Source organism: Paracnuella aquatica (assembly GCF_003332885.2).
GTDB classification, from domain to species: domain Bacteria; phylum Bacteroidota; class Bacteroidia; order Chitinophagales; family Chitinophagaceae; genus Flavisolibacter; species Flavisolibacter aquaticus.
The window spans coordinates 81,940-105,015 of sequence record NZ_QOWJ01000018.1 but is presented as its reverse complement, the minus strand read 5'-3'; the positions used below and the strand labels follow the sequence as shown (position 1 = coordinate 105,015).

The 23,076-nt window shown below is 49.5% G+C and carries 21 protein-coding genes; 13 read left to right on the top strand and 8 right to left on the bottom strand.

Annotated features, from left to right (window positions below):
- The first annotated feature begins 24 nt into the window (after positions 1–24).
- Complete coding sequence (locus tag DRJ53_RS19475) at positions 25–957, top strand: AraC family transcriptional regulator (protein ID WP_114237336.1); 933 nt, start codon at positions 25–27, stop codon at positions 955–957.
- 6 nt (positions 958–963) lie between these two features.
- Here the strand turns inward: DRJ53_RS19475 and DRJ53_RS19470 are convergent, their stop codons facing one another.
- Complete coding sequence (locus DRJ53_RS19470; protein WP_114237335.1) at positions 964–1,716, bottom strand: transporter; 753 nt, start codon at positions 1,714–1,716, stop codon at positions 964–966.
- A gap of 105 nt (positions 1,717–1,821) precedes the next feature.
- Positions 1,822–5,163, bottom strand: a complete 3,342-nt coding sequence (locus DRJ53_RS19465) for a methylmalonyl-CoA mutase family protein (RefSeq protein WP_114237334.1) — start codon at positions 5,161–5,163, stop codon at positions 1,822–1,824.
- Between the two features lie 147 nt (positions 5,164–5,310).
- On the opposite strand from DRJ53_RS19465, the gene DRJ53_RS19460 reads away from it, so the two are divergent.
- The 6 genes from DRJ53_RS19460 to DRJ53_RS19440 all read left to right on the top strand — a co-directional run bounded on the left by DRJ53_RS19460 (position 5,311) and on the right by DRJ53_RS19440 (position 11,203).
- A complete protein-coding gene (locus DRJ53_RS19460; protein WP_114237333.1) occupies positions 5,311–5,877 on the top strand; it encodes a hypothetical protein in 567 nt (188 codons plus the stop codon).
- Between the two features lie 103 nt (positions 5,878–5,980).
- Positions 5,981–6,931, top strand: coding sequence for a hypothetical protein (locus DRJ53_RS19455; RefSeq protein WP_206609842.1), 951 nt, complete (start codon positions 5,981–5,983; stop codon positions 6,929–6,931).
- Positions 6,928–8,469, top strand: a complete 1,542-nt coding sequence (locus tag DRJ53_RS19450) for a vanadium-dependent haloperoxidase (RefSeq protein WP_114237332.1) — start codon at positions 6,928–6,930, stop codon at positions 8,467–8,469. Before DRJ53_RS19455 ends, DRJ53_RS19450 begins: the two co-directional genes overlap by 4 nt.
- A gap of 42 nt (positions 8,470–8,511) precedes the next feature.
- Positions 8,512–8,772, top strand: a complete 261-nt coding sequence (locus DRJ53_RS21745; RefSeq protein ID WP_241558635.1) for a hypothetical protein — start codon at positions 8,512–8,514, stop codon at positions 8,770–8,772.
- Between the two features lie 18 nt (positions 8,773–8,790).
- Positions 8,791–9,615: a hypothetical protein gene (locus DRJ53_RS19445; RefSeq protein WP_241558634.1), complete on the top strand. Its 825-nt coding sequence runs from the start codon at positions 8,791–8,793 to the stop codon at positions 9,613–9,615.
- Positions 9,616–9,730: 115 nt separating this feature from the next.
- The gene (locus DRJ53_RS19440) at positions 9,731–11,203 is read left to right on the top strand and encodes a RapZ C-terminal domain-containing protein (protein ID WP_114237331.1); all 1,473 of its coding nucleotides are present in this window, start codon (positions 9,731–9,733) and stop codon (positions 11,201–11,203) included.
- 619 nt (positions 11,204–11,822) lie between these two features.
- Here the strand turns inward: DRJ53_RS19440 and DRJ53_RS19435 are convergent.
- Positions 11,823–12,767 carry a UDP-3-O-(3-hydroxymyristoyl)glucosamine N-acyltransferase gene (locus DRJ53_RS19435; protein WP_114237362.1) on the bottom strand — a complete coding sequence of 315 codons (945 nt, stop codon included), beginning with the start codon at positions 12,765–12,767 and terminating at the stop codon, positions 11,823–11,825.
- Positions 12,768–13,156: 389 nt separating this feature from the next.
- Between DRJ53_RS19435 and DRJ53_RS19430 the strand changes: the two genes are divergently transcribed.
- From DRJ53_RS19430 to DRJ53_RS19415, 4 genes are all read left to right on the top strand, one after another.
- Positions 13,157–14,035 (top strand): YicC/YloC family endoribonuclease, encoded by an 879-nt coding sequence (locus DRJ53_RS19430; RefSeq protein ID WP_114237330.1) that lies wholly within the window; start codon positions 13,157–13,159, stop codon positions 14,033–14,035.
- Positions 14,036–14,153: 118 nt separating this feature from the next.
- Positions 14,154–14,630: a gliding motility lipoprotein GldH gene (locus tag DRJ53_RS19425; protein WP_162303935.1), complete on the top strand. Its 477-nt coding sequence runs from the start codon at positions 14,154–14,156 to the stop codon at positions 14,628–14,630.
- Between the two features lie 108 nt (positions 14,631–14,738).
- The gene (locus DRJ53_RS19420; protein WP_114237328.1) at positions 14,739–15,719 is read left to right on the top strand and encodes a sensor histidine kinase; all 981 of its coding nucleotides are present in this window, start codon (positions 14,739–14,741) and stop codon (positions 15,717–15,719) included.
- Between the two features lie 106 nt (positions 15,720–15,825).
- Entirely contained in the window at positions 15,826–16,530 is a 705-nt protein-coding gene (locus DRJ53_RS19415) for a response regulator transcription factor (RefSeq protein ID WP_114237327.1), read from the top strand.
- A 610-nt stretch (positions 16,531–17,140) separates the two neighbouring features.
- Here DRJ53_RS19415 and DRJ53_RS19410 read toward each other — a convergent pair.
- Positions 17,141–17,848, bottom strand: coding sequence for an SDR family oxidoreductase (locus DRJ53_RS19410; RefSeq protein WP_114237326.1), 708 nt, complete (start codon positions 17,846–17,848; stop codon positions 17,141–17,143).
- A 226-nt stretch (positions 17,849–18,074) separates the two neighbouring features.
- On the opposite strand from DRJ53_RS19410, the gene DRJ53_RS19405 reads away from it, so the two are divergent.
- A complete protein-coding gene (locus tag DRJ53_RS19405; protein WP_114237325.1) occupies positions 18,075–18,770 on the top strand; it encodes a YjjG family noncanonical pyrimidine nucleotidase in 696 nt (231 codons plus the stop codon).
- A gap of 526 nt (positions 18,771–19,296) precedes the next feature.
- On the opposite strand, the gene DRJ53_RS21370 is transcribed toward DRJ53_RS19405, so the two are convergent.
- The 4 genes from DRJ53_RS21370 to DRJ53_RS19385 form a co-directional block, all read right to left on the bottom strand.
- Positions 19,297–19,473: a hypothetical protein gene (locus tag DRJ53_RS21370; RefSeq protein WP_155523231.1), complete on the bottom strand. Its 177-nt coding sequence runs from the start codon at positions 19,471–19,473 to the stop codon at positions 19,297–19,299.
- A gap of 44 nt (positions 19,474–19,517) precedes the next feature.
- The gene (locus DRJ53_RS19395; RefSeq protein WP_114237323.1) at positions 19,518–20,174 is read right to left on the bottom strand and encodes a phosphatidylserine decarboxylase family protein; all 657 of its coding nucleotides are present in this window, start codon (positions 20,172–20,174) and stop codon (positions 19,518–19,520) included.
- Positions 20,175–20,286: 112 nt separating this feature from the next.
- Positions 20,287–21,237 (bottom strand): DUF3078 domain-containing protein, encoded by a 951-nt coding sequence (locus DRJ53_RS19390; protein ID WP_114237322.1) that lies wholly within the window; start codon positions 21,235–21,237, stop codon positions 20,287–20,289.
- A 184-nt stretch (positions 21,238–21,421) separates the two neighbouring features.
- Positions 21,422–22,180 (bottom strand): DUF5995 family protein, encoded by a 759-nt coding sequence (locus DRJ53_RS19385; protein ID WP_123893709.1) that lies wholly within the window; start codon positions 22,178–22,180, stop codon positions 21,422–21,424.
- 145 nt (positions 22,181–22,325) lie between these two features.
- Between DRJ53_RS19385 and DRJ53_RS19380 the strand changes: the two genes are divergently transcribed.
- A complete protein-coding gene (locus tag DRJ53_RS19380; RefSeq protein ID WP_114237320.1) occupies positions 22,326–23,042 on the top strand; it encodes a nucleotidyltransferase family protein in 717 nt (238 codons plus the stop codon).
- Positions 23,043–23,076: the final 34 nt, after the last annotated feature.

Below are 23,076 nucleotides of genomic sequence, written 5' to 3'. Positions count from 1 at the left end.
TAACGATTACCAAAAGCATTGCCTGTGGCTACAAAGCGCCTGTTGCACACCATCAACCTTACTCCGGAAAAACACTTGCAAACGCTGGTGGAGGCCCGCCGCATATTTAACCTGCACAATTGCGAGCTGAATGTTTTTGAAAGCTACCAGCAGGCTTATGCCGTGCCGCTGCAGTTTTCCGATTTTGTAATTACCAGCATGGTGCGGGGTAAAAAAATAATGCACCTGCCCAACAAGCCTGCGTTTGACTACCTGCCCGGCGAAACCGTGATTGTGCCGGCAAACCAAACGATGGTGATTGATTTTCCGGAAGCGGCTGCACACAATCCATCGCAGTGTATTGCACTGGCGGTGGACGATGGTTATATCCGCAAAACATTGCAGTATTTAAACGAACATTTCAACAGCGATCCGGATGGCACAACCGATTGGAAACTGCAGTGCAATAAATTTCATTTTGACAACGATGAAGAGATCACAGCACTGATCAATAAACTGATTCGCATTTGCAGCAGCGCCGATAAAGCCAAAGGTGTTTTTGCCGATCTGAATTTAAAAGAATTGTTGATCCGGCTGATTCAAAGCCAGCACCTGCAACAGGTGGAAGTGGCTGCCATCTGCGATCCCAATCGTTCGCGGCTGCAGTTTGTGCTGCGCTATATTCACGAACACCTGACCGATAAAATACTGGTAGACCAGTTGTGCCACAAAGCATACCTGAGCCGCAATGCATTCTTTAAATGGTTTCGCGAACAGCTAGGCATCACGCCGCTTGAATACATTATCCGCGAACGCATCAAACTGGCTAAGGAGTTGCTTTCCACACGGCGCATGTCCTTATTTGAAGTAAGCCTGCAATGCGGCTTTTCGGACGTGAATTATTTTGTTCGCCTGTTTAAAAAAGTGGAAGGCATTACGCCTAAAGCATACCAGCGGCTGTCCGGTTTTTATGCATAAATGCACTTACATTTTAAACCGAAATGCAAGGCCGGTGCTGATAAAATATTCCGGTGCTTCATGCGATAAACCTTTACCTGCAATCACATCCAGCTTCAGGTTTTTGGAAATAAAATAGCCCATGCCGGCATCCACCACATGCTCCGGACCATGGCCTTTTTGCCATTTACCATAAGCTTCCACAAACAGTTGCCATTTGTTGTTAAGGGTGAGTTGCGGTTCAATGGTCGCAATCCATTGCGGCGCCGTAGCATTGCCATCCCACTCGGCGCCAACATTGTAATCAAGCTCCCATTGTTCGCCCCATTTGTTTTCCATCAGCAGGCGCAGTTGCGGTGCTACATGCGGCGCTTTATTGTCGTGTGATGCCCAGGTGGGCATGCCTGCCATGCCCATAAATGTGGTTTGCGGCAATGCGCCGTTCCCTTCAAGCAGCGCTGCTTTAAAGCCAAGATGCACCGGCAGCAAACCATATTTGTATTCGCTTTTAGAAAATGCTTTTTCCGAATCCGCATCGATCTCTGCACGCAGTTCCACCTTTTTCGACAGGCCGTATTTTACAGCGGTGCGTGGATGAAAGATGGTGTAATCGCCGCCGCTGGCTTCCTTGCGGATGCCGGCTTCTATCTGCACATATTTAGGCGCTGTCAGTTGCGGTGTTTGCGTTTCGCTGGGTCGGTCGGCCACCACTTTATCTTCCTGTGCACCGGCACATTGCACCAGCAATAACATGCCTGCCGCGGCCATCCATTTGATCATGAATTATGGTTTTATAAAGTGGATAAAAACTTGTGCCAGTAACAAAAAAAGCCCCGGCAGATGTGCTAATCTGCCGGGGCTTTTATAAAAACATGTATTTGTTTACTACATGCTTCTGCGGTATTGTCCGCCCACTTCGTACAACGCATGGGTAATCTGTCCCAGCGAACAATACTTCACCGTTTCCATCAGTTCGGCAAAAAGGTTGCCGTTGCTAATGGCTACTTCTTTCAACTGCTTTAGTGCTGCTTCGCTTTTGTCTTCATTGCGCTTCCAGAAGGCGTGCAGGTTTTCGATCTGCAGCTCTTTTTCTTCCCTTGTTGCGCGGATCACTTCAGCAGGTAAAATCGTAGGACTTCCGGCTTTGTTCAGAAAAGTGTTTACACCGATCAGCGGTAGTTCGCCGGTATGTTTCAGGTGCTCGTAATGCAGGCTTTCTTCCTGTATTTTGTTGCGCTGATACATGCGTTCCATAGCGCCCAACACACCGCCTCTTTCAGTAATGCGGTCAAACTCCTGCAACACGGCTTCTTCCACCAGTTCGGTCAGTTCTTCAATGGCAAAAGAGCCCTGAATAAAGTTCTCTGTTTTTGCCGAACCCAACTCGCGGTTGATGATCAGTTGAATGGCCATGGCACGGCGTACACTTTCTTCGGTAGGCGTAGTAATGGCTTCGTCGTATGCGTTGGTGTGCAGGCTGTTGCAGTTGTCGTAAATAGCATACAGCGCTTGCAGCGTGGTGCGAATGTCGTTGAAATCAATTTCCTGCGCATGCAGGCTGCGGCCACTGGTTTGAATATGATATTTCAGCTTCTGGCTGCGGTCGTTGGCACCGTATTTTTCTTTCATAGCTTTGGCCCAAATGCGGCGTGCCACACGGCCAATTACGCTGTACTCGGGGTCCATGCCATTGGAGAAAAAGAACGAAAGGTTGGGCGCAAAATCGTCGATGTGCATGCCGCGGCTCAGGTAATATTCTACATAAGTAAAACCGTTGGCCAGCGTAAACGCAAGCTGCGTAATGGGGTTGGCGCCGGCCTCCGCAATATGATATCCCGAAATAGAAACCGAGTAAAAATTGCGTACTGCGTTTTGAATAAAATATTCCTGCACATCGCCCATTAATTTTAGCGCAAACTCGGTGCTGAAGATGCAGGTGTTTTGTGCCTGGTCTTCCTTTAAAATATCGGCCTGCACCGTGCCGCGTACCTGTTGCAAGGCGGTTTGTTTGCATTGCTCATACACATCGGCAGGCAGCACTTCATCGCCACTAAGGCCAAGTAGCTTTAAACCCAGCCCATTGTTGCCATGGGGCAATCTTTCCGGTGCCGCAGGATTGTAATAGCGCGGGGGATTATTGTTCTTGTATTTTGTTTTGGCAAACGTTTCTACGTCGCTCCACAGTCCATTTTGCTCAATATATTTTTCGCATTGCTGGTCGATGGCGGCGTTCATGAAAAATGCCAGCAGCATGGGCGCCGGCCCATTAATAGTCATCGATACAGATGTCTTCGGATCGCACAGATCAAAACCGCTGTATAATTTTTTTGCATCGTCAACGGTAGCAATACTCACACCGCTGTTGCCTACTTTGCCGTAAATATCGGGGCGGTGTGCAGGGTCTTCACCATAGAGTGTTACGCTGTCAAATGCAGTGGAAAGGCGCTTTGCAGGCTGCCCTTCCGATACATAATGGAAGCGTTTGTTGGTGCGTTCCGGGCCGCCTTCGCCAGCAAACATGCGGGTAGGATCTTCGCCCTGGCGCTTTAGTTCAAACACGCCGGCGGTGTATGGAAACTCGCCGGGCAAACCTTCCTGCAATTGCCAGCGCAGTATATCGCCCCAGTCTTTGTAACGCGGCAAAACAACTTTCGGAATGCGGGTGCCGCTCAGCGAAGTAGTGGTCAATGGTTGGCGGATCACTTTATCACGCACCTGGTATTCAAAAAAATCAGCGTTGTATTTTTTTACAACCTGCGGCCACTGTTCAATTAGCTTGCGGCATTGCGGATGCAGCTTTTCTTCAAAGGCAAGTTTTAGAGATTCCATCTCTTTAAAAGCCGGAATCTCTTGCATCACACCATTAATTTGGTACAGCTTTGAAGCAACCGCGCATTGGTCTGTTACCCATTTATCATAAGCCCGGTTGGTGTCGGCTATTTCGCTCAAATAACGAACCCGTTTGGGCGGAATGATCTGCGATTTGCTGGTGGTATCTTTTGTATGCTGGTGCAATTCAATGGCGCCGAAACCGGCACCCGTTTTGGTTTGCACAGCGGCCATCAGTTTTTCAAACAACTCGTTTACACCCGCATCGTTGAACTGTGCGGCGATGGTGCCCACTATGGGTAGTTCATCGTCTTTTGCTGTCCACAACTGGTGGTTGCGTTTGTATTGCTTCCGCACATCGGCCAGTGCATCCAGTGCGCCGGCTTTATCAAATTTATTAATGGCTACTACATCGGCATAATCGAGCATGTTGATCTTTTCGAGCTGCGATGCCGCACCGTATTCTGGCGTCATTACATACAAACTAACATCGCAATAATCCAAGATGGATGCATCGCTTTGGCCCACACCTGCCGATTCCAAAATGATAAAATCAAACGCGGCTGCTTTGCAAATATTCAATGCATCCTGCACGGCCGAACTCAGCGCTGTGTTGTCATCCCGCGTAGCCAGCGACCGCATATAAGCCCGTGGCGATGAAATGCTGTTCATGCGAATACGATCGCCGAGCAACGCACCACCGGTTTTTTTCTTGGATGGATCGACTGAAACTACCGCGATGGTTTTATCCCCAAACGCAGCCAAAAACCTGCGCACCAGTTCGTCGGTAACCGATGATTTGCCTGCGCCACCAGTGCCGGTAATGCCGAGGACGGGTATTGTTTTTTCGGTGAGTAGATCCACTTTATTGACCACACCGTTTTCGGCATTGGTTATTTGCCGTGCTATCTGCCGCACATCTTTTACTTCGCCCAGGTTCATGGGTTTAGTATAAACACCGTTGCCGTTCAGGCTCGTGTCGCATTGTTTCAACACGTCTTCAATCATCCCTTCCAGCCCCAGTTTCCTGCCATCATCGGGGCTGTAAATGCGGGTGATGCCGTAATCGTGCAACTCTTTAATTTCCTGTGGCAAAATGGTGCCGCCGCCGCCGCCAAATATTTTGATGTGGCCACAGCCCGCTTCGTCCAGCAGGTCTTTCATGTATTTAAAAAACTCCACGTGGCCGCCCTGGTAGGAGGTAATGGCAATGCCCTGCACATCTTCTTCAATAGCGCATTCTACTATTTCGTGCACCGAACGGTTGTGACCCAGGTGAATGATCTCGGCGCCCTTCGATTGCAAAATGCGGCGCATGATATTGATGGCGGCATCGTGCCCGTCGAACAGGGATGCGGCCGTAACTAAACGAATCTTGTTTTCGGGTTGGTAACTCATAATGTAATTAAAAAGCAAGCGTTGAGGCCAAAGGTACAGCAGAATAGGAGAGGGTAATAGTGCAGCATTTTGGGGACTGCATTGGTCTTAAAATAAAATTGGATATTAATACCCGGGTTTGTTAAAAAATGTTAATTTGAGCCCTGCTTGAAACGATTTGCCGCCATATTTTTCCTGGGCCTGCTCCTTTTTAATATTGCAGGATACCGCCTGCTGTTCAACTGGGCAGAGCACCGCGCTACAACGGCGCTGATTGCCGCAGTGGATGGGGAACAATATGATGCATCCGAACTCATCACCATCACAGTACCGCTGTCGCTGCCTTACCAAATGGACTGGACCGATTGGGAACAGGTGCGTGGCGAAATTGAATTGGACGGCGTAACCTACCAGTATGTGCAGCGCAAAGTGGTGGATGGGCAAATCCATTTGCAATGCCTGCCTAATAAACAGCAATCCAAAATTGAATCGGCCCGCGACCGGTTTTTTGAGTTGGCCAATTCATTCCAGGCCGATGGTACTGGTAAAAAAGGAGCGGCCGGCAGCACCATTAAATTTTCCAAACCAGCCCTGTCCGATTTTGACGACCAATGCATGTTGTGGCGCATTCCGCAGCTTTCCGCGCCAACGCCAATACAGCACTTTTTTGATCAATCCCTGATACCGCAACCAGCACTAACAGTAATGGGCCAGCCGCCCGAGGTTCGTTGTTAAGCACATTACATTTCAATCCACACAGTTTACCTAAAGCCTGATTGGTTAAAAGCCATTGGCTACACGGGTATTCATTTCAACGAACCACCACAATAACTTTTTTATGAGATGCAATAACGCTGGCAGGCTCCTGCTTGCAGCTGCGTGTTGCTTTTTTTGGAGCGCCGGCCAGGCCCAAACCGACCTGGATGCGCTGACCATGAACAAAAAGCAACTATGCGTAGGATTTCAGTACAGCCACAATTCCTGGGATCACTATTGGGAAGGAACGCTCAAACGCACCAACGAAAACATCGGCACCATTACCACGCAAAGTGTAGCCCTGATGGGCAACTACGGCATCAGCAATAAAGTAAACCTGCTGTTTGCTGTGCCTTATGTTTTTACCAAAGCATCGGCCGGAACATTGCAGGGACAAAAAGGATTTCAGGATGGCACGCTGGCCGCTAAATGGAATGCATTTCAGCACAAAGGCGAAAAGCAGGCTTTTTCGCTGTTTGCGCTGGCTGGTGTTTCGGCGCCGTTGAGCAATTACACGCCTGACTTTTTGCCCATGTCCATTGGCCTGCACAGCCGAGCTGCTTTTGTGCGGGGCCTGGCCGACTATCAGCGCGGAAAATTTTTCATCACCGGTTCTGCTTCGTACCACCTGCGCAACAATGTGGACATTGCCCGCACCGCGTATTACACCACCGAAATGCACTACACCAACGAAGTGGAAATGCCCGATATGTGGTATGCCAACCTGCGCACCGGTTACCGCGGCCGCCAGCTTATTGTTGAAGCCACCGCCGACCGCACCACCACGCTTGGCGGTTTTGATATCAGGAGAAATGACATGCCTTTCCCAAGCAACCGGATGAATCTAACCAATGTAGGCCTTAGCCTGCGGTACGAACCGGGCTGGCTGAAATGGGTTACGCTTACTGCCGGTGGCACACATGCCGTGGCAGGCCGCAACATGGGCCAGGCCACCGCTTACTATGCCGGCGCATTTTACATTTTCAACTTTGGGAAAAAAGCAGCAGTAACCAAAACAAGCCAAACACCATGAAACATTCGTTATCCTTTTTTATAGGTGCCTGCGCACTGTTATTTGTTGCATGCAACAAAACGCCGGAAGACCGCTCTGAGTCGTTCCCCGCACTGGCACCAGCCAACATCGATATCCAGGCTGGTACCTGGAAGCCACTGCTGCTCACCAAAGCCGATGAAGTAAGTCTGCCCGCACCGCAGGCCGCCAACAGCCCGGGCTACATTGCCGAACTGAATGAAATAAAAAGCTGGCAGCAAAAACTAACCGGCGAGCAAAAAGCATCGATCCGGTACTGGGGTGCCGGTGGTGTGCTCCGCTGGAACGAGATCATGCGTACGCTAGTGGCCAAGTACAACCTGCCGCCATATCAAAATGCCGATGGCACTTATCCCGTGCCCAATGCAGCCAACCCCTTTGCGTATCCCATTTTCCCGTTTGCCAGTCCGCCTTATGCTGCACGGGCCTACGCTTATGTATCGGCTGCGCAGTACGATGCGCTGGTGGCGGCATGGCATTACAAAAACCTGTACAAACAAGCCGCGCCACACAAGGCCGATGCCGGTATAAAGACCCTGTTGCCGGTTTCGGAGCTGTCTACTTACCCATCGGAAGATGCCGTGATTGCCGGTGTGTCGGCCGAATTGTTGAAACTGCTGTTTCCTACCGAGCAGGCCTATGTACAGCAAATGGCTACAGAGCACAAGCTGTCGCGCATTTTGGCCGGCATGAACACCCGCAGCGAGCTGGAAGCCGGCGAGGCTTTGGGTAAAATGATTGCGCAAAAATTTGTGGCCCGTGCCCGCACCGACCGTGCCGGTACCGCCGGAGGCAATCAGGCGCAATGGGACCAAATGGCTGCAGATGCTGTTGCCAAAGGCGAAACGCCGTGGATCAGTATTGATGCGCCCAAACGGCCACCCATGCTGCCGCTTTTTGGCAAAACCAAATCGTTCCTGATGGACTCGATGATGGTGATCAACGGCCGGCCGGCAGCACCGCCATCTGTGCACTCGGCGCAGTTTAAAAAAGAACTGGAAGAAGTAAAATACTACACCGAAAATGCGACCCCAGAACGCATCCGCATTGTGCAGTTTTGGGCCGATGGTGTAGGCACCTACACACCGCCGGGCCACTGGAATGCCATTGCAGCCGAAGCCTTTGTAAAGGAACGCTACAGCGAGGTACGCTGGGCCCGTAACCTGGCCTTGCTCAACCTGGCCATGATGGATGCAGCCATTTGCTGTTGGGATGCAAAATTCACTTATTTCAACCCGCGTCCATCGCAGGTAGATCCGTCGATTAAAACACTGACCGGCGTGCCCAATTTCCCTTCATTTACTTCGGGACATTCCACGTTCAGCGGTGCCGCATCTACATTTTTATCGTACCTGCTGCCCGGCCAGGCTGCCGGCTTTAAAAGCATGGCAGATGAAGCATCCATGTCGCGGTTGTATGGCGGCATCCACTACCGCAGCGATTGCGAAGTGGGCCTGGAAATGGGCAACACCATTGGCAAAATTGCCATCTCCCGTGCCCGTACCGATGGCGCGGATTGATCCTTTTTCTAAACATCTTCATTACAACAAACGAACACCAACATGAACAATACTTTTATCAAATACATGCTTGCCGCAGCAGTTGCCGGCATTTCAATAACGCCTAAAAGCGCACTGGCGCAGGGTTGCGTGGCGATACGCGGCACGGGTACGGTTTGTACCAAAATGTCGCACATCGAAGAAGAAACTAGGGGCTGGCAACTCAATACCAACTACCGTTATTTTAAATCTTTCCGCCACTTTAAAGGCCGCGAAGAACAGAAAGAACGACTGGTGCAAAACACCGAAGTAATCAACTGGTAGCATACCCTCGACCTGTCGTTGGTTCGTGTGTTCAATAACCGCTGGTCGATGGTGGTGGGCATGCCGCTGCTGGGCAACAGCCGTTCCTCGCTATACGAGCATGGCCGCGCCGAACGCCACCGCTCGGGCTCTTATGGCCTCGGCGATATGCGCATTGTGGGCTACCACTGGATGCTGGATCCGGCAAAAAGTAAAAAAGGAAATATTCAACTGGGCCTGGGCTTGAAACTGCCAACTGGCGAAGAGAACTACCAGGATTATTTTCAAAATGTTGGCCCGAATAAAACACCCGAACTGCGTCCGGTGGATCAGTCGATTCAATTGGGCGATGGCGGCACAGCGTTGATCACGGAGTTAAATGGCTTTTATAATTTCAACGAACGGGCAGGCCTGTACACCACGTTGTTTTACATGGTTAATCCACGCGAAGTAAATGGAGTACGTACCTACCGCGAAACACTCAACGCATCACTGGCCAACGAAAGCATCATGAGCGTGCCCGACCAATACATGGCAAGGCTGGGTGCCAATTATAGCCTGGGGGGCAAATTAAACGGTGTATCAGTGCTGTTGGGTGGCCGTCTGGAAGGCATCCCGGTAAAAGACCTGGTGGGCGGCAGCGAAGGCTTTCGCAGGCCCGGATACATTGTTTCGGTGGAGCCCGGTGTGAATTACATGGTCAAAAAAATGAACTTTTTCCTGACTGCACCCTTTGCGGTGGAACGCAACCGCACACAAAGCGTAACCGATAAAGAGGCTACTGCCAAAACCGGCGTGTTCCGCCAGGGCGATGCCGCCTTTGCCGACTGGGTGTTGAACCTGGGCTTCTCAGTGAAGTTTTAATTGATAAGAAAATAGCGCTAAGGGTTGGGCCGGTGACGCCTGTTGGGTATGGGTAAAATACCGGCAGGCGGCAAACAGCTCAACCCTTTTTCTTTGTGAGTACTACATTTGCGCCATGCAGCAATTGATTGACGCCATTTCGGAATTGTACCAGCAGTGGAAAGGGCAGGCCCCTAAACAGGTGGATGTGTTGCCGGAATCGGGTAGCGACCGCCGCTATTTTCGCCTGCATGGCGAAGATGGGGAAACCGTGATTGCCACCTCGGGGCCCAATGTGCGGGAAAACGAAACCTTTATTTACTTCTCCGAACATTTTACCGCCAAAGGGCTGCCGGTGCCCCGTGTGCTGGCCGTAAGCGACGAAAAAAACCTGTACCTGCAACAGGATGTAGGCGATACTTCGCTGCTGGAGGTATTGGAGCAGCAAGGCTATAATGAAGCCTCCTATGAGCTGTTTAAAAACAGCCTGAAGGCGCTGGCGCACCTGCAGGTAACCGGCGACGATGGGTTGGACTACGACCGCTGCCTTACCAACAAGGAGTTTGGCAAACAGGCCATCATGGCCGACCTGCTGTATTTTAAATTTTACTTTCTGGATGCGCTGCGCAAGCCTTATGATAAACAAAACCTGATTGACGATTTTGAGGCGCTGAGCAACTACCTCACACATACGGAGTACAAGTACTTTATGTTCCGCGACTTTCAAAGCCGCAATATACAGGTGCAGCCCGACGGGTCGGTGCATTTTATCGACTACCAGGGCGGCATGAAAGGCGCACCGCAATACGATGTGGCTTCGCTGATCTGGCAGGCAAAGGCCAACCTCCCCGACGAGTGGAAAGACCGCCTGCTGCAGGATTATATGGACGCATTTGAAGCCACCATCGGCAAACCTTTGGACCGCGCCGTTTTTCAAAGCCAGTACAATGGTTATGTATTGATCCGCCTGCTGCAGGTTTTGGGTGCTTATGGCTTCCGCGGCTTGTTTGAACGTAAAGCGCATTTCCTTACTTCCATTCCGCTGGCGCTGAAAAACCTGCGCTGGTTTGTGGAGCATAACAGCTTGGGCATCATGCTTGCCGAGTTTAGGAAAGTACTGGACCTGTGCACTGCCGATGAAGTGATCGAGCATTTTACACCCATACAGGCCAGCGAGGATACGCCGCTCGTGGTGCAGGTGGGCTCGTTCTCTTATAAAAAAGGCCTGCCCGAAGATACCTGCGGCAATGGTGGCGGCTTTGTGTTCGACTGTCGCGGTATTGACAACCCCGGTCGCCACGAGCAATATAAAACCGTGCATGGCCGCGATAAAGTGGTGATGGATTACCTGGAACGCCAAACCCGCATGCAGGACTTTTTAAACTCTGTTTTTGACATTGTAGATATTTCGGTGGAAGATTATATCCGCCGCGGCTTTACGAGCCTTACCGTTAGCTTTGGTTGCACCGGCGGACAACACCGCAGCGTGTATGCCGCCGACGCACTGGCCAAGCATTTAAAAAATAAATATGGAGTAAAAGTGGAGCTGTTTCACCGCGAACAGGAGTATAAAGGGTGGAAAAATGAGCGGTATGGTGTGGAAGGATGATGGATGATTGATGGTGGATGATGGTAGGAAGTTGACAGTTGGTAGTTGATAGTTGATAGTAGTGTAAGTGCAGTAAGTCATTGCGAGGCGCGGCGGTGGTGATTTAGTTTGCTGCATCTTGTGCGCCGAAGCAATCTCCAACATATAAAAGCTGGTTTTAGAAATTAGACGTTATCCATTTACCGTTTTTGCAAATGCGTTGATCAGGAAAACGTCAAGTATCAGTTGCTCAACTGTACTTTCAACAAAAAGGCGGAACAATTTATTTTGTTCCGCCTTTTTGTTGGCCCGATCAATTTTTTGTTGAACTGATCTTTATGCGAGGTTGACTTTGATGAAACATCGTTTAAATAAAGACGGTAATTCATTTACTTACTGAATAATTGGAGATTGCTTCGGCGCACCATATTTATCCAGCTACGATAACACTACCGCGCCTCGCAATGACGAATCGCTGCTGAACGATGCTATGATTTGCCCACTAAATTTTGGTACTAAAACACACTGCAACCCACAAACCCGTCACTCGCCAACCAAAAACTCCAGTCTGCCTACTACCAACAATCAACTATCAACTGTCAACTCCCTACAACCATCTATCATCCATCATCTCTCCCCACTACTTCATAATCTTATCCCACAACAACGGCAGACGCTTCAGCCAAACCGATTCGCGGTTTTTGTTCATCGCCAGGTCGGCGGGAGTACCAAAATATTTCCCGTTGCCTGCGGGCAGTGATTTGGTGATGCCGCTTTGTCCCAGCACCTCTACACCTTTACCAATCGTAATGGTTTTATTGACGCCTACCTGTCCCCAAAGGATCACTTCATCTTCCAAAATAGTAGCACCGGCAATGCCCACCTGCGCAGCAATCAAACAGTTCTTACCCATCACCACATCGTGGCCCACATGCACCAGGTTATCGATGCGGGTGCCGGCACCAATAATGGTGTCCGATGTTACACCGCGATCGATGGTGCAGTTGGCGCCAATTTCCACATCATCTTCAATCACCACGCGGCCGCAGCTCTGCATTTTTTTATAATGCACGGGGCGGGCCGTTTTTTTATTGTAGTAAAAAGCGTCAGATCCAATGATGGTGCCCGCCTGTATCACCACGTTGTTGCCAATGACGCTATGGTCCATTATCACTGCGTTGGGATGAATAACAGAATTGCTACCAATGGTTACGTTGTTGCCGATCACTGCACCGTGCATCACGACGGCGTCTGGTGCAATGCTTGATCCAATGCCTACAGGTGCCTGCACCGGCCTGAATGGTTGATAGTGATTGACGATTTTCAGGTATGCTTCAAAAGGTTGGTCTACCAACAGCAAAGCCTTGTGGGACGGGAACTCCGCCTCCTGGTTGATGATGATAAAGGACGCTGCAGACTCAATACATTTCTGGTAATATTTCGGGTGATCTACAAATGCAAGGTCGCCCGCTTCCACGCGGTGTATTTCGTTGATGCCGGTGGCTGCACCTTCGGTGTTGCCGATGAGTTGCGCACCAATCAATGCGGCAATTTGGGTTACGGGCACAGGTTGTGCAAAGCGCATACGCAATAATTTTTGCGAAGGTACGCAGCCCGCATTTTGTACACTTAAAAAGAGCGGGCAGGCAACCATTGATGCAGTAAAAGCGTTTCAATTATTGCAACTGCATCATCCGCTTTGTGCATTGTTTGATGTTATGCTGGTGCATGATGCATGCACATATCAGCAGTAAATAAAAAAATGTGTATAAAAACTGCATTAATTTTTTTTAGTTCGGAAAAAATCTTTTTAATATTGTGTTAGGAATTTTTTAATTCCTGTACTTACTAACCCATCTACATATTAGCCTCGCATCAGCGAGGCTTTTTCTTTGCAGTAAACGGAGCACCTGCAATACCGATTTATCCACCTTATTTGGAATAACTTTACCCCACACAAATAAACTTAGGTACATGCTAAAATCAATGACCGGCTTTGGACGTGCAGAGCAATCGGTAGGCGACAAAACCTTTTTAATCGATATCAAATCGCTCAACGGAAAGCAGTTTGACCTGCAATTGAAAATGCCCGCATTCCTGAAGCCTTTTGAGTTCGACATACGCAGGTTGCTGTCGGAGGGATTGGGCCGGGGCACGGTTGATTGCAGCATCAACCTAAAGGAAACAGGCAACGCGAAACCCGTAACCATCAACACCGGGCTGGCCAAAACATATTATTACCCGCTGGCCGAACTGGCCAAGGAACTGAACCTCGATGCATCTACCATTTTAAGCACACTGGTAAAGCTGCCCGAAGTAATTACACCCACCAGCGAAACACTGACCGAAACGGAGTGGTCGCAGTTTGAACAAATGATGCAAACGGCCATTGCCAACTTAAACGAGCACCGCCTGGATGAAGGCCGCTCCCTGAAAGGCGACCTGGAACTGCGCATTGAAAACATCCGCAAACAACAGGCAGTGGTAACCGAATTGGCGCCGCTGCGCCAAACAAAAATCCGCGAGAACCTGACCCGGCTGCTGGAAGAAAAAGTGGGCAAGGATGCATACGACGACAACCGACTGGAGCAGGAGTTGATTTATTACATCGAGAAGATCGATATTTCGGAAGAGCAGGTGCGCCTCAACAACCACTGCGATTATTTTATTACGGTAATGAACGAGGACAATGCTGAATCGAAAGGCAAGAAGTTGTCGTTCATTCTGCAGGAAATTGGCCGCGAAATAAATACCACCGGCTCAAAGGCTTACGATTCGCAAATTCAAAAAGCAGTGGTGCTGATGAAAGACGAACTGGAAAAAGCAAAGGAGCAGGTGTTGAATGTGATGTAGAGTCTGAAGACGGAAGTCCGATGTCCGAAGAATGTTCTGAAAGAATCAACCGTTTTCATCGTCGGACTTCGGACACCGGACTTCGGTCATATTTCCCATTTTTGCAAAAAATATCTTCTTGAACAAGCGCTTTATTTTTTTTGCCGCAATATGCCTGGTGTTGCTATCGTGCACTACGGGCAACCTGTACGAAAAAGTGGTGTCCATACCGGGCCACCAGTGGGCGGGCAATTACCAGCCTAAATTTACTTTCAACATCACCGACACGGCCACACCGTACCGGGTATATGTTATTTTCCGGCATTCGGAAAAATACAATTACAACAACCTGTGGTTGCGCCTCGGCATCCAGGCGCCGGATAGCAGCGCCGTATCCTCCGTTCAATACGAACTGCCGCTGGCCACCAATGAAAAGGGCTGGCTGGCTTCGGGCCTTGATGATCTGTATGAGCACCGCATTGGCCTGACGCCGGAGTCGGGCGATTTTTATTTTAAAAAGAGCGGCACCTATACTTTTACCATTGCCCAACTGATGCGTGAAGACCCACTGCAGGCCAGCTACAACGTGGGGCTGCGCATTGAGCGGAAACAATAGGGCGATTGACGAATTACGATTTCGGATTTTAGATTGTTGAGCCCAAGTTTATCAATATTGGCTATTAACCTGAAATCGTCAATCGTCAATCCAAAATCAGAAATCTACATGACTGATGTGCACAGAAAAAAACTACAGCGGGTAACCATCATTTACTGGGTGCTGCTCCTGTATATTTTTGCGGCACTCTATTGGTGGTATTATTCACTGGAGCTGCAAAACCAGGAAATGTATGTGCTGCAAAAAGCAGCCATCGAAGGGTTGCAGCAGACCGCTCCGGCCGAATACAACCGGCGTTTGTTCCTGATCGAAGACGGCACCCGCCGCGATACCTGGAAGCACCAAAGCGAAGGCGTTACGTTTTTTGGACTGATCGTATTTGGCGCCGCATTTATTTACCGTTCCGTGCAGCGGCAGTTTCGATTGCAGCAACAGCAGCAAAACTTTATGATGGCCGTTACCCACGAACTAAAAACGCCCATCGCTGTTTCCCGCCTCAACCTCGAAACCATGCAAAAGCACCAGTTGCCCGAAGACAAACGGTCGCGGCTGCTGCGCATGACGCTTCAGGAAAACCTGCGCCTCGATACCTTAATCAACAACATTTTATTGTCGTCGCAACTTGAAGCCAATGCATATAAAATGCAGCACGAGCCTGTTGATTTTTCGGCCTTGGTTTCGGAAGTGGTCAGCGGCTTCCAGGCCCGCTACCCCGACCGCCAGGTGGCCAAGCAACTGCAGGAAAACGTAACCATCAACGGCGACGCCGTGCTGCTGAACCTGCTGGTGAGCAACCTGCTCGAAAATGCGCACAAGTACTCGCCAAAGGTCAGCGCCATTGAAGTACAACTCGATAGCACTGCCGCCGGTGCACAGCTACAAGTGATCGATGAAGGCGAAGGCATACCTGAGGCAGAAAAAAGCCATGTGTTTGAAAAGTTTTACCGCATTGGCAACGAGCAAACCCGCAAGGCCAAAGGCACTGGCCTGGGCCTGTGGTTGTGCCGCAAAATAGCGCAGGACCACGGCGCCCAAATCCGCATTGCGGATGGTGTGCCCACAGGCAGTATTTTTATAGTTCAGTTTTAAAATAAGTTTGAACCACTAAGACACAAAGAACACCAAGTTTCACCAAGTACATTCTTCGTGTTCCTTTGTGCTCTTCGAGTCTTAGTGGTTTAATAAAGCCCAATCAATGGAACAAAAGCAATACTCCATACTGCTGGTAGAAGACGAAGAAAACCTGCACGAAACCTTGAAGATGAACCTGGAACTGGAAGGCTACGAAGTAACATCGGCGTTTGACGGCGCCGCTGCCATGAAGGCGGTGCACAACGAATATTTCGACCTCATCATCATGGATGTGATGCTGCCCGAAATGGACGGCATTTCGGCCACGCAAAACATACGGCTTACCAACAACGAAGTGCCCATCCTCATCTTAAGCGCCAAAAGCACTTCGGCAGATAAGGTATTGGGGCTGAAACGCGGTGCCGACGATTACCTCACCAAGCCCTTCGACCTGGAAGAGCTGATGTTGCGCATTCAAAAACTGATCAACAAAAACAAAAAGATCCAGGAAAAATCCAGCGTTGGCGACACGTATTCGTTTGGCGGCAATACCATCGATTTTAAAGCGCAGGAAGCCCAAACGGCCAGCGGCGAAAAGCTGCAGTTGAGCAAGAAAGAGGCTATGCTGCTGAAGCTGCTCATCGAAAACAAAAACGAAGTGGTGCCCCGCGAAAAGATCCTGCAATCGGTGTGGGGTTACAACGTTTATCCCACCACCCGCACCATCGATAATTTCATCCTCAACTTCCGCAAATACTTCGAGTCGGACAGCCGCAACCCCAAATATTTTCACTCGGTGAGGGGCGTGGGGTATAAGTACACGGAGTAAGTATTTACCTATTCGCTGGTGAGGCGTAGGCCTCTTATAATATTGAAAGATTCCATCTCTTCAAGAGATGGAATCTTTTTTTGTAACCAGCTGTAGTATTGCTATGCTGCACCTGTTGCGTCGCACACTTGTACGTTCTGTATTGTTATTCGGCTTTTATCTATGCACCTGTAGTAAGCTGTTCTCTTTAGGGTCATGTCATGCCGACGCATGTTGGCATCTCCTTCTTCTCGCGGAGTTTACAAAAGCACAAGGAGATGCCGAAACAAGTTCGGCATGACAGACACTGTTTGTGTATGGTTTCCTACTGGTCCGCTATAAATACACACTCAATTAGTAATGCTCTTTCTCCACCAATCACACTCTTGCCCTGTCATCCTGACGAAGGAAGGATCTGAACTTGCCACATTCGAGTTCTCTGCAACTTTCAGATGCTTTGCTGTGCTCAGCATGACAAAGGCAAGAACCCGCACCTGAATTTAAAAGCATAAATCAGCGAAACAAAAAAGCCACAAGGATTGTAGTCCTTGTGGCTTCAATATTCAAAACAAAAAGTTCATGCTATTTGCAAACACTGTAATTACAAATCCGCATTTAGTAAAAACGGAATCTACAAATCACCCAACTGCGGCCGCACCACAATCTCCTCCACAGTAGCCTGCGGTGAAAGATGCGCTGCCTGGTACACCAGCAAGGCAATGTCTTTTGCTTCCATGATGCGGCTTTGCGGCACATCGCTGCCGGCCCAAGAGTCGGTATACACGGCGCCGGGCATTACAGCCGTTACTTTAATGCCATGCTCTTTTAATTCTTCCCGCAGGTTTTTAGAAAACCCCAGCAACGCAAATTTGGAAATGCTATAAGCCCCACCGTTAGGGTAAGCCTTTAGCGAAGCAATGGAACACATATTGAAAATATGCCCGCTCCGGGCTGCCTTCATGGAGGGCAGCAGCGTTCGGGTAAGATGGTAAGCACTGTACAGGTTTACTGCCATCATGTGCTCCAATGCACCATCGGGTTCATCACCCACATTGCCGGGCACGAACGAGCCCGCATTATTTACCAGCACATCGATCTGCGGCACCCGGTGCAGTATCCATTGGCCCAGCGCCACCGTTGCTTCTTTATCGGCCAGGTCGGCGGCTTGCGCCAAAATGCGGGTACGTGGAAAGCGACCCTGCAACTCACGGGAAAAAGTTTCCAAGTATTCTTTGTTGCGTGCCGTAAGAATCAGCGTGTGGCCTTGCTTGTCCTGCGCAAAAGCTTCGGCAATGGCCCGGCCCAACCCACGCGATGCACCAGTGATCACAATGTTCATGTGGGCAAAGATAAAGGGAAGGCGGGTGGCGTGAGGAGGTAGTAGTTGGGAGGTAGTAGTTGGGAGTTAACAGTTGGGAGTTAAGAGTCGAGAGTCTGTAGTCGGAGTTTATAGTATGTTGTTTCTACTGGTTGTAGAAAAATGTAGTTATCAAAATTATTTTCCTGCCAACCACCAACTACCAACTATCAACTCCACACTGCCAACTCTCCTTAACTTGCGGCCCATGAAGTACCGCCACTTGTTCTTCGACCTGGATCATACCCTTTGGGATTTTGACGCCAATGCCCGTGCCACGCTGGAACACCTGCACCACGAGCTGCAACTACACGATAAAGGCGTGCACGATTTTGAGGCTTTTTATAAGAATTACCTGGTCCACAACGAAACGCTGTGGAACAAATACCGTCTTGGAAAAATAAAACAGGATGAACTGCGCCTGAAACGCATGTGGCTGTCGCTGCTCGATTTTAAAATTGCAGATGAAGTGCTGGCAAGGGAAATGAGCAAGTTGTTTTTGCAAATGCTGCCTACCCGCACCCTGTTGTTTCCGCACACGGTGGAGGTGCTGCATTATCTTAAAGCCAAAGGCTACACCATGCACATCATCACCAACGGGTTTGAAGAAGTGCAATTGGGTAAGTTGCACAATTGCGGCCTCACCTCTTTTTTTCAGCATGTCATCACATCCGAAGGTTCCAATAGTTTGAAACCCCGGCCGGAAATTTTTCATTACGCCATGAGCAAGGCCGGCGCCCTTGTTGCCGAAAGCCTGATGATTGGCGACGGCCCAGATATCGATATTGCGGGGGCTGCATCGGTGGGTATGGATAGTGTATATGTCAATCATATTTCGCAAGAAAAAGACCCTGTGGCTACCTATACCATTTTTCATTTGGAAGAGCTGGAAAGGATCTTGTAAAATGTCGAACAGATGAACAAGGAACAGAAGAAGTTGGGGAAGAATAACGAACAAGGAATAAGGAATGACGAATGTCGAATTGGAACAGCCAATGGTTTGGGAATTATGAATGCGGAATGATGAGTAATGATTTGGTGACGTAGTTCAATAATGGCGCAATCCCATACTTCAAAGCGAAGGCAGCTATAAATAAAATAAAAATGTGGGCATAGCCCACACCTGTTGGTAGCAATAAGAAATTGAATATATCATTCTGGGCGTAGCCCAAACCCGTGCACCGTTTTGCTTTGCGAATAACCATCCCACTTACAGGGTTGATCTACGATCAACGGCAAATTAAAATGATGTTGATTGTGTTGCTACCAACGGGTTTGGGCTACGCCCAATACTTTCGTGCTGCAATAGTTCGCCGCACCACAAGCACCCAATAATTAATAATTCATCATCCGTCATTTGACTTCGGTATTCGTCTGTTCCTTGTTCATCTGTTCTCACAAAAAAGCCTCCATCCGGAGGCTTTGTCTTTTTAGGCATATCTGCTGCATTTGGATTTTTTATACATCCCGTTGCAGTTTCCTTTTTTTACTTCTTTTTGTACTTCCTTTTTAGCCGTTGCTTCTTTCTTGTTGCCATTCACCGATGCATACACAATGGAGGCGGTTGTGAGCAGTCCTGCTGCTGCAAACAGTACAAACTTTTTCATGGCTGGGTGTTTTCAACAAGTTACCACAAATAGCGGCCTCCTGTTTACCACGTACCCAAAACGGTTACGCCCCCCTGCACCTTCTGGTTGAGCTTTACGGTAATATTGGTGTCCAGCGGCAGCAGCAGGTCTACCCTTGAGCCAAACTTGATAAAGCCCATTTCGCTGCCTTGCTCCACCACATCGCCGGGCTTCAGGTAGTTTACAATACGCTTGGCCAGCGCACCGGCAATTTGTTTTACCAGCACTTCACGGTTGCCGCTGCGGTACACCACCGAGTGGCGTTCGTTGTCGGTCGAAGATTTAGGATGCCAGGCCACCAGGTATTTGCCCTTATGGTATTGGCTGTACAGCACTTCGCCGCTCACCGGGTTGCGGTTTACATGCACGTTCAGCGGGCTCATAAATATGGAAAGCTGCAGGCGTTTTTCTTTAAAATATTCATCGGGCTCCACTTCTTCAATCACCACCACGGTGCCATCGCAAGGCGCCACAATTGAGGCTTCCCCCTGGTGATGATCGCGTTTGGGAATGCGGAAAAACGAAACAATAAACAGCAGCAGCACGAAGGTGGCCACAAAAATCAGCCAGCCCAGTACCGTTGAAAAAGAGGCCAGAAAATAAAAGGCCAGCACATTGATAATGGCAAATACAATTACTGCTACAATGATGCTGTTGAACCCTTCCTTATGAATCTTCATATTGCGAAAATAGGGCGCAAAACTACGAGAATAGTCGACAGTTCTGCATTGAAAGTTAGATGCAGCCTCTTATGGCACTGCTTTCGCCGGGTGCTGGCTACACGGCTGCACCTTATCTAGGCGCTTTGATATTGCTTGTTTTGATCAGTAGGCCGGCACCAAACAGCGACTTTACCTGCAGCGCCGGCGTATTGCTTTCGGAGCCAAATAGGCGTACATCGTCATCGTAAATAAGGTCAAGATTCCAGGTAAACGAAAGTACATTGGTCAGCTTTAGTGCCCACACATTGGTCATAAACAGGTCTACGTTTTTCGGGTTGTGGCGATAGTTGGAAAATAGGTCGAGACGGCCGCGGTAAGAAACCGATTTGCTCAACTCTTTAATATAATTGGCCGTCAAAAAAGCACCCAGCTCTAAGTTTGAAGTCTTGCCCGGGTCCACGCCGTACAGGCCTTTTGCCGAAAGCGAGTCGTTGCGCACCACTACCCAACGCGAGGTGATGGGCGAAATAAAAATGGACAGGTTGGGGGCAGGTTTAAAATCGGCACCGAGGCTGACGGTGATATAAGCCGGCGATAAAAACGCGGAGGAAAGGGTAGGATCATCGTCGGTGTTGAACGTGTAGCCATTGAACAGTTGCGACCGGAAGTTGAACAACCCGCCGATGCTCCATTTATCGGAAACCGAGTAACCGTATTTCGATAAAAAGTCCAGGCGGTCGTCGTTTTTGCGTTCGCCCAGCGAAGAGGTTTTTACATAGCCCAAATTAAAATCAAGTATGTTGTCCCAACTGTTGCGGCCCCTTTTGTAAAACGCAAACATGTTGAGTACCGATGTGGCTGAGAGGCTGAAATCGTCGCCGCCGGCAGCCCAGTTGTTGAGCGAACCCTGCGTTACGGCCAGGTTGTAGGTGAGGCCGCGTTTCCACTTTTGTTCTACCGTGTCCTGTTCAAATCGTTTTACGGCTTTTGATGTTTCGTCGCGCAGCCTTTTTACGGTGGAATCCTGGGCAAAAATTGCGGTGGAGCACATCAGCATCAGGATCAGGAGCAGCCTGTTCATTTGGTTTTGTTTTGGGTGAAAAAGAAATGGTGTTTGGGGGCAAAGATAAGTTTTGCTGTAACAAGCCTTTTTGCATGGAGTATTGGATACAGCTACAAACACATTTTGATAGATCTAAAAACATACGATGCAACGGCCGGTTTTTAATAGCCTAACGCAATAACTTCCGCTTGTTATAGCTGCATCAATTTGCCTGCAACAATTGAATGATATCGCCGGGTTGTTTGGGCTCCATCCATTGCACTGTTTTTAATAAAAATGACGTGTAGCGGCCCGGCCAGATGATGCCGCCTGCCACCTTGGTAACCGTGTGGTCAATAACATCAATACACTGATCCCGTGCTGCATTGTCGCCGGCATAAGCCAGCAGCAGCGCATTGGCCCAGGATGCTTCCCTTGCCTTTACAATACTGAAATTAACCACGGCTTCGTGGCTGTTTTGTGTGATGCGCCCCAGCATGCGCAGCGGCAACCATATGCGGCACAAGCGGTCGTACATGGTGCCTACCAGTGATGCAATCACTTCGTTGATTTTTACAAAATCTCCATGCATGCCTTCAATAGCGCTGCCCGGCGCCATTTGCGCTGCGGCAATAGCGAGGTCCAGGTTGATGTGTGTATTTACACCCAGCAGCATGTGCTGGATAACGGCCAGATTGTTTTGCTTGCAGGCATCAAAGGCGGTTTGCCAGCTTTGCGAGCAGGGCTTGCCGTGATTGTAGCAATGCCATGCCTGCACGTATAAGTTGGCAAAAATGGTATCCAACTTATCCATCCGTGGGCCATCGGCAAACAAACCCTTATTAATGCCTTGTTGCACGGCCACGGTGGTGCGGTGATACAGGGCGGCAAAATATCCTTGCCGCGATTGGTGCTGTACGCACCACGCAACGATCTCTTCGAGTTGGGCAATTACTTCGGCGATGTTTTTGGCTGGAGGCATGAGGGGAAAGGTAATGCGCACCTGCCGGTAATGCAACAGGCATTGGGCAGCCGGTTTAAATACTGTTTGTGTTGTATGCTTACTGCTGGCCGGGCTTTTGCCTTTTGCGAAGCCATATCTTGCACTCCTCTAATTTTTATACAACATGCAGGCAATGATCTTTGCGGCGGGCTTAGGCACCCGCTTTAAACCATGGACCGACGAACACCCCAAGGCACTGGCCGTGGTGAATGGCAAAAGCCTGTTACAACGCAACGTGGCGTACCTGCAACAGTGGGGCATCAGTGATGTGGTGGTAAACGTGCACCATTTTGCCAACCAGATAGAACAGGCCGTTGCAGAAGCCGGTGGCTGGGGCAGCAACATCTGTATTTCGGATGAACGTAACGACGTACTGGAAACCGGCGGCGGCCTGCTGCATGCGCAGTCGCTGTTGCAGGGCAGCGAACCGTTTGTAACCATTAATGTGGATATACTCACGAACCTGGACCTGGGCGCTATGATCGAACACCACAAGGAGCAAAACGCATTAGTTACATTGGCAACAACCGATCGTAGCACATCGCGGTACCTGTTGTTTGATGAAGACGACCGCCTATGCGGCTGGCGTAACACGGCCACCGGCGCCGAAAAGCTGCCGGTGCATAAAGAAGTACTGCGCCAAAAAGCATACAGCGGCATTGCCGTGTTTCAGCCCGAAATATTTAGTTGGATGCAACACACCGGCAAGTTTTCGCTGATTGATGTGTACCTGTCGCTGGCCACTGCGCATAAGATCATTTCCTTTGATCATAGCGGTGGCGCCCTGGTTGATGTGGGCAAACCTGAAAGCGTGGCTGTTGCGGAAAGCTTGTTTGCTTAAAGGTTTTTTGAACCACGGAGACACAAAGAACACC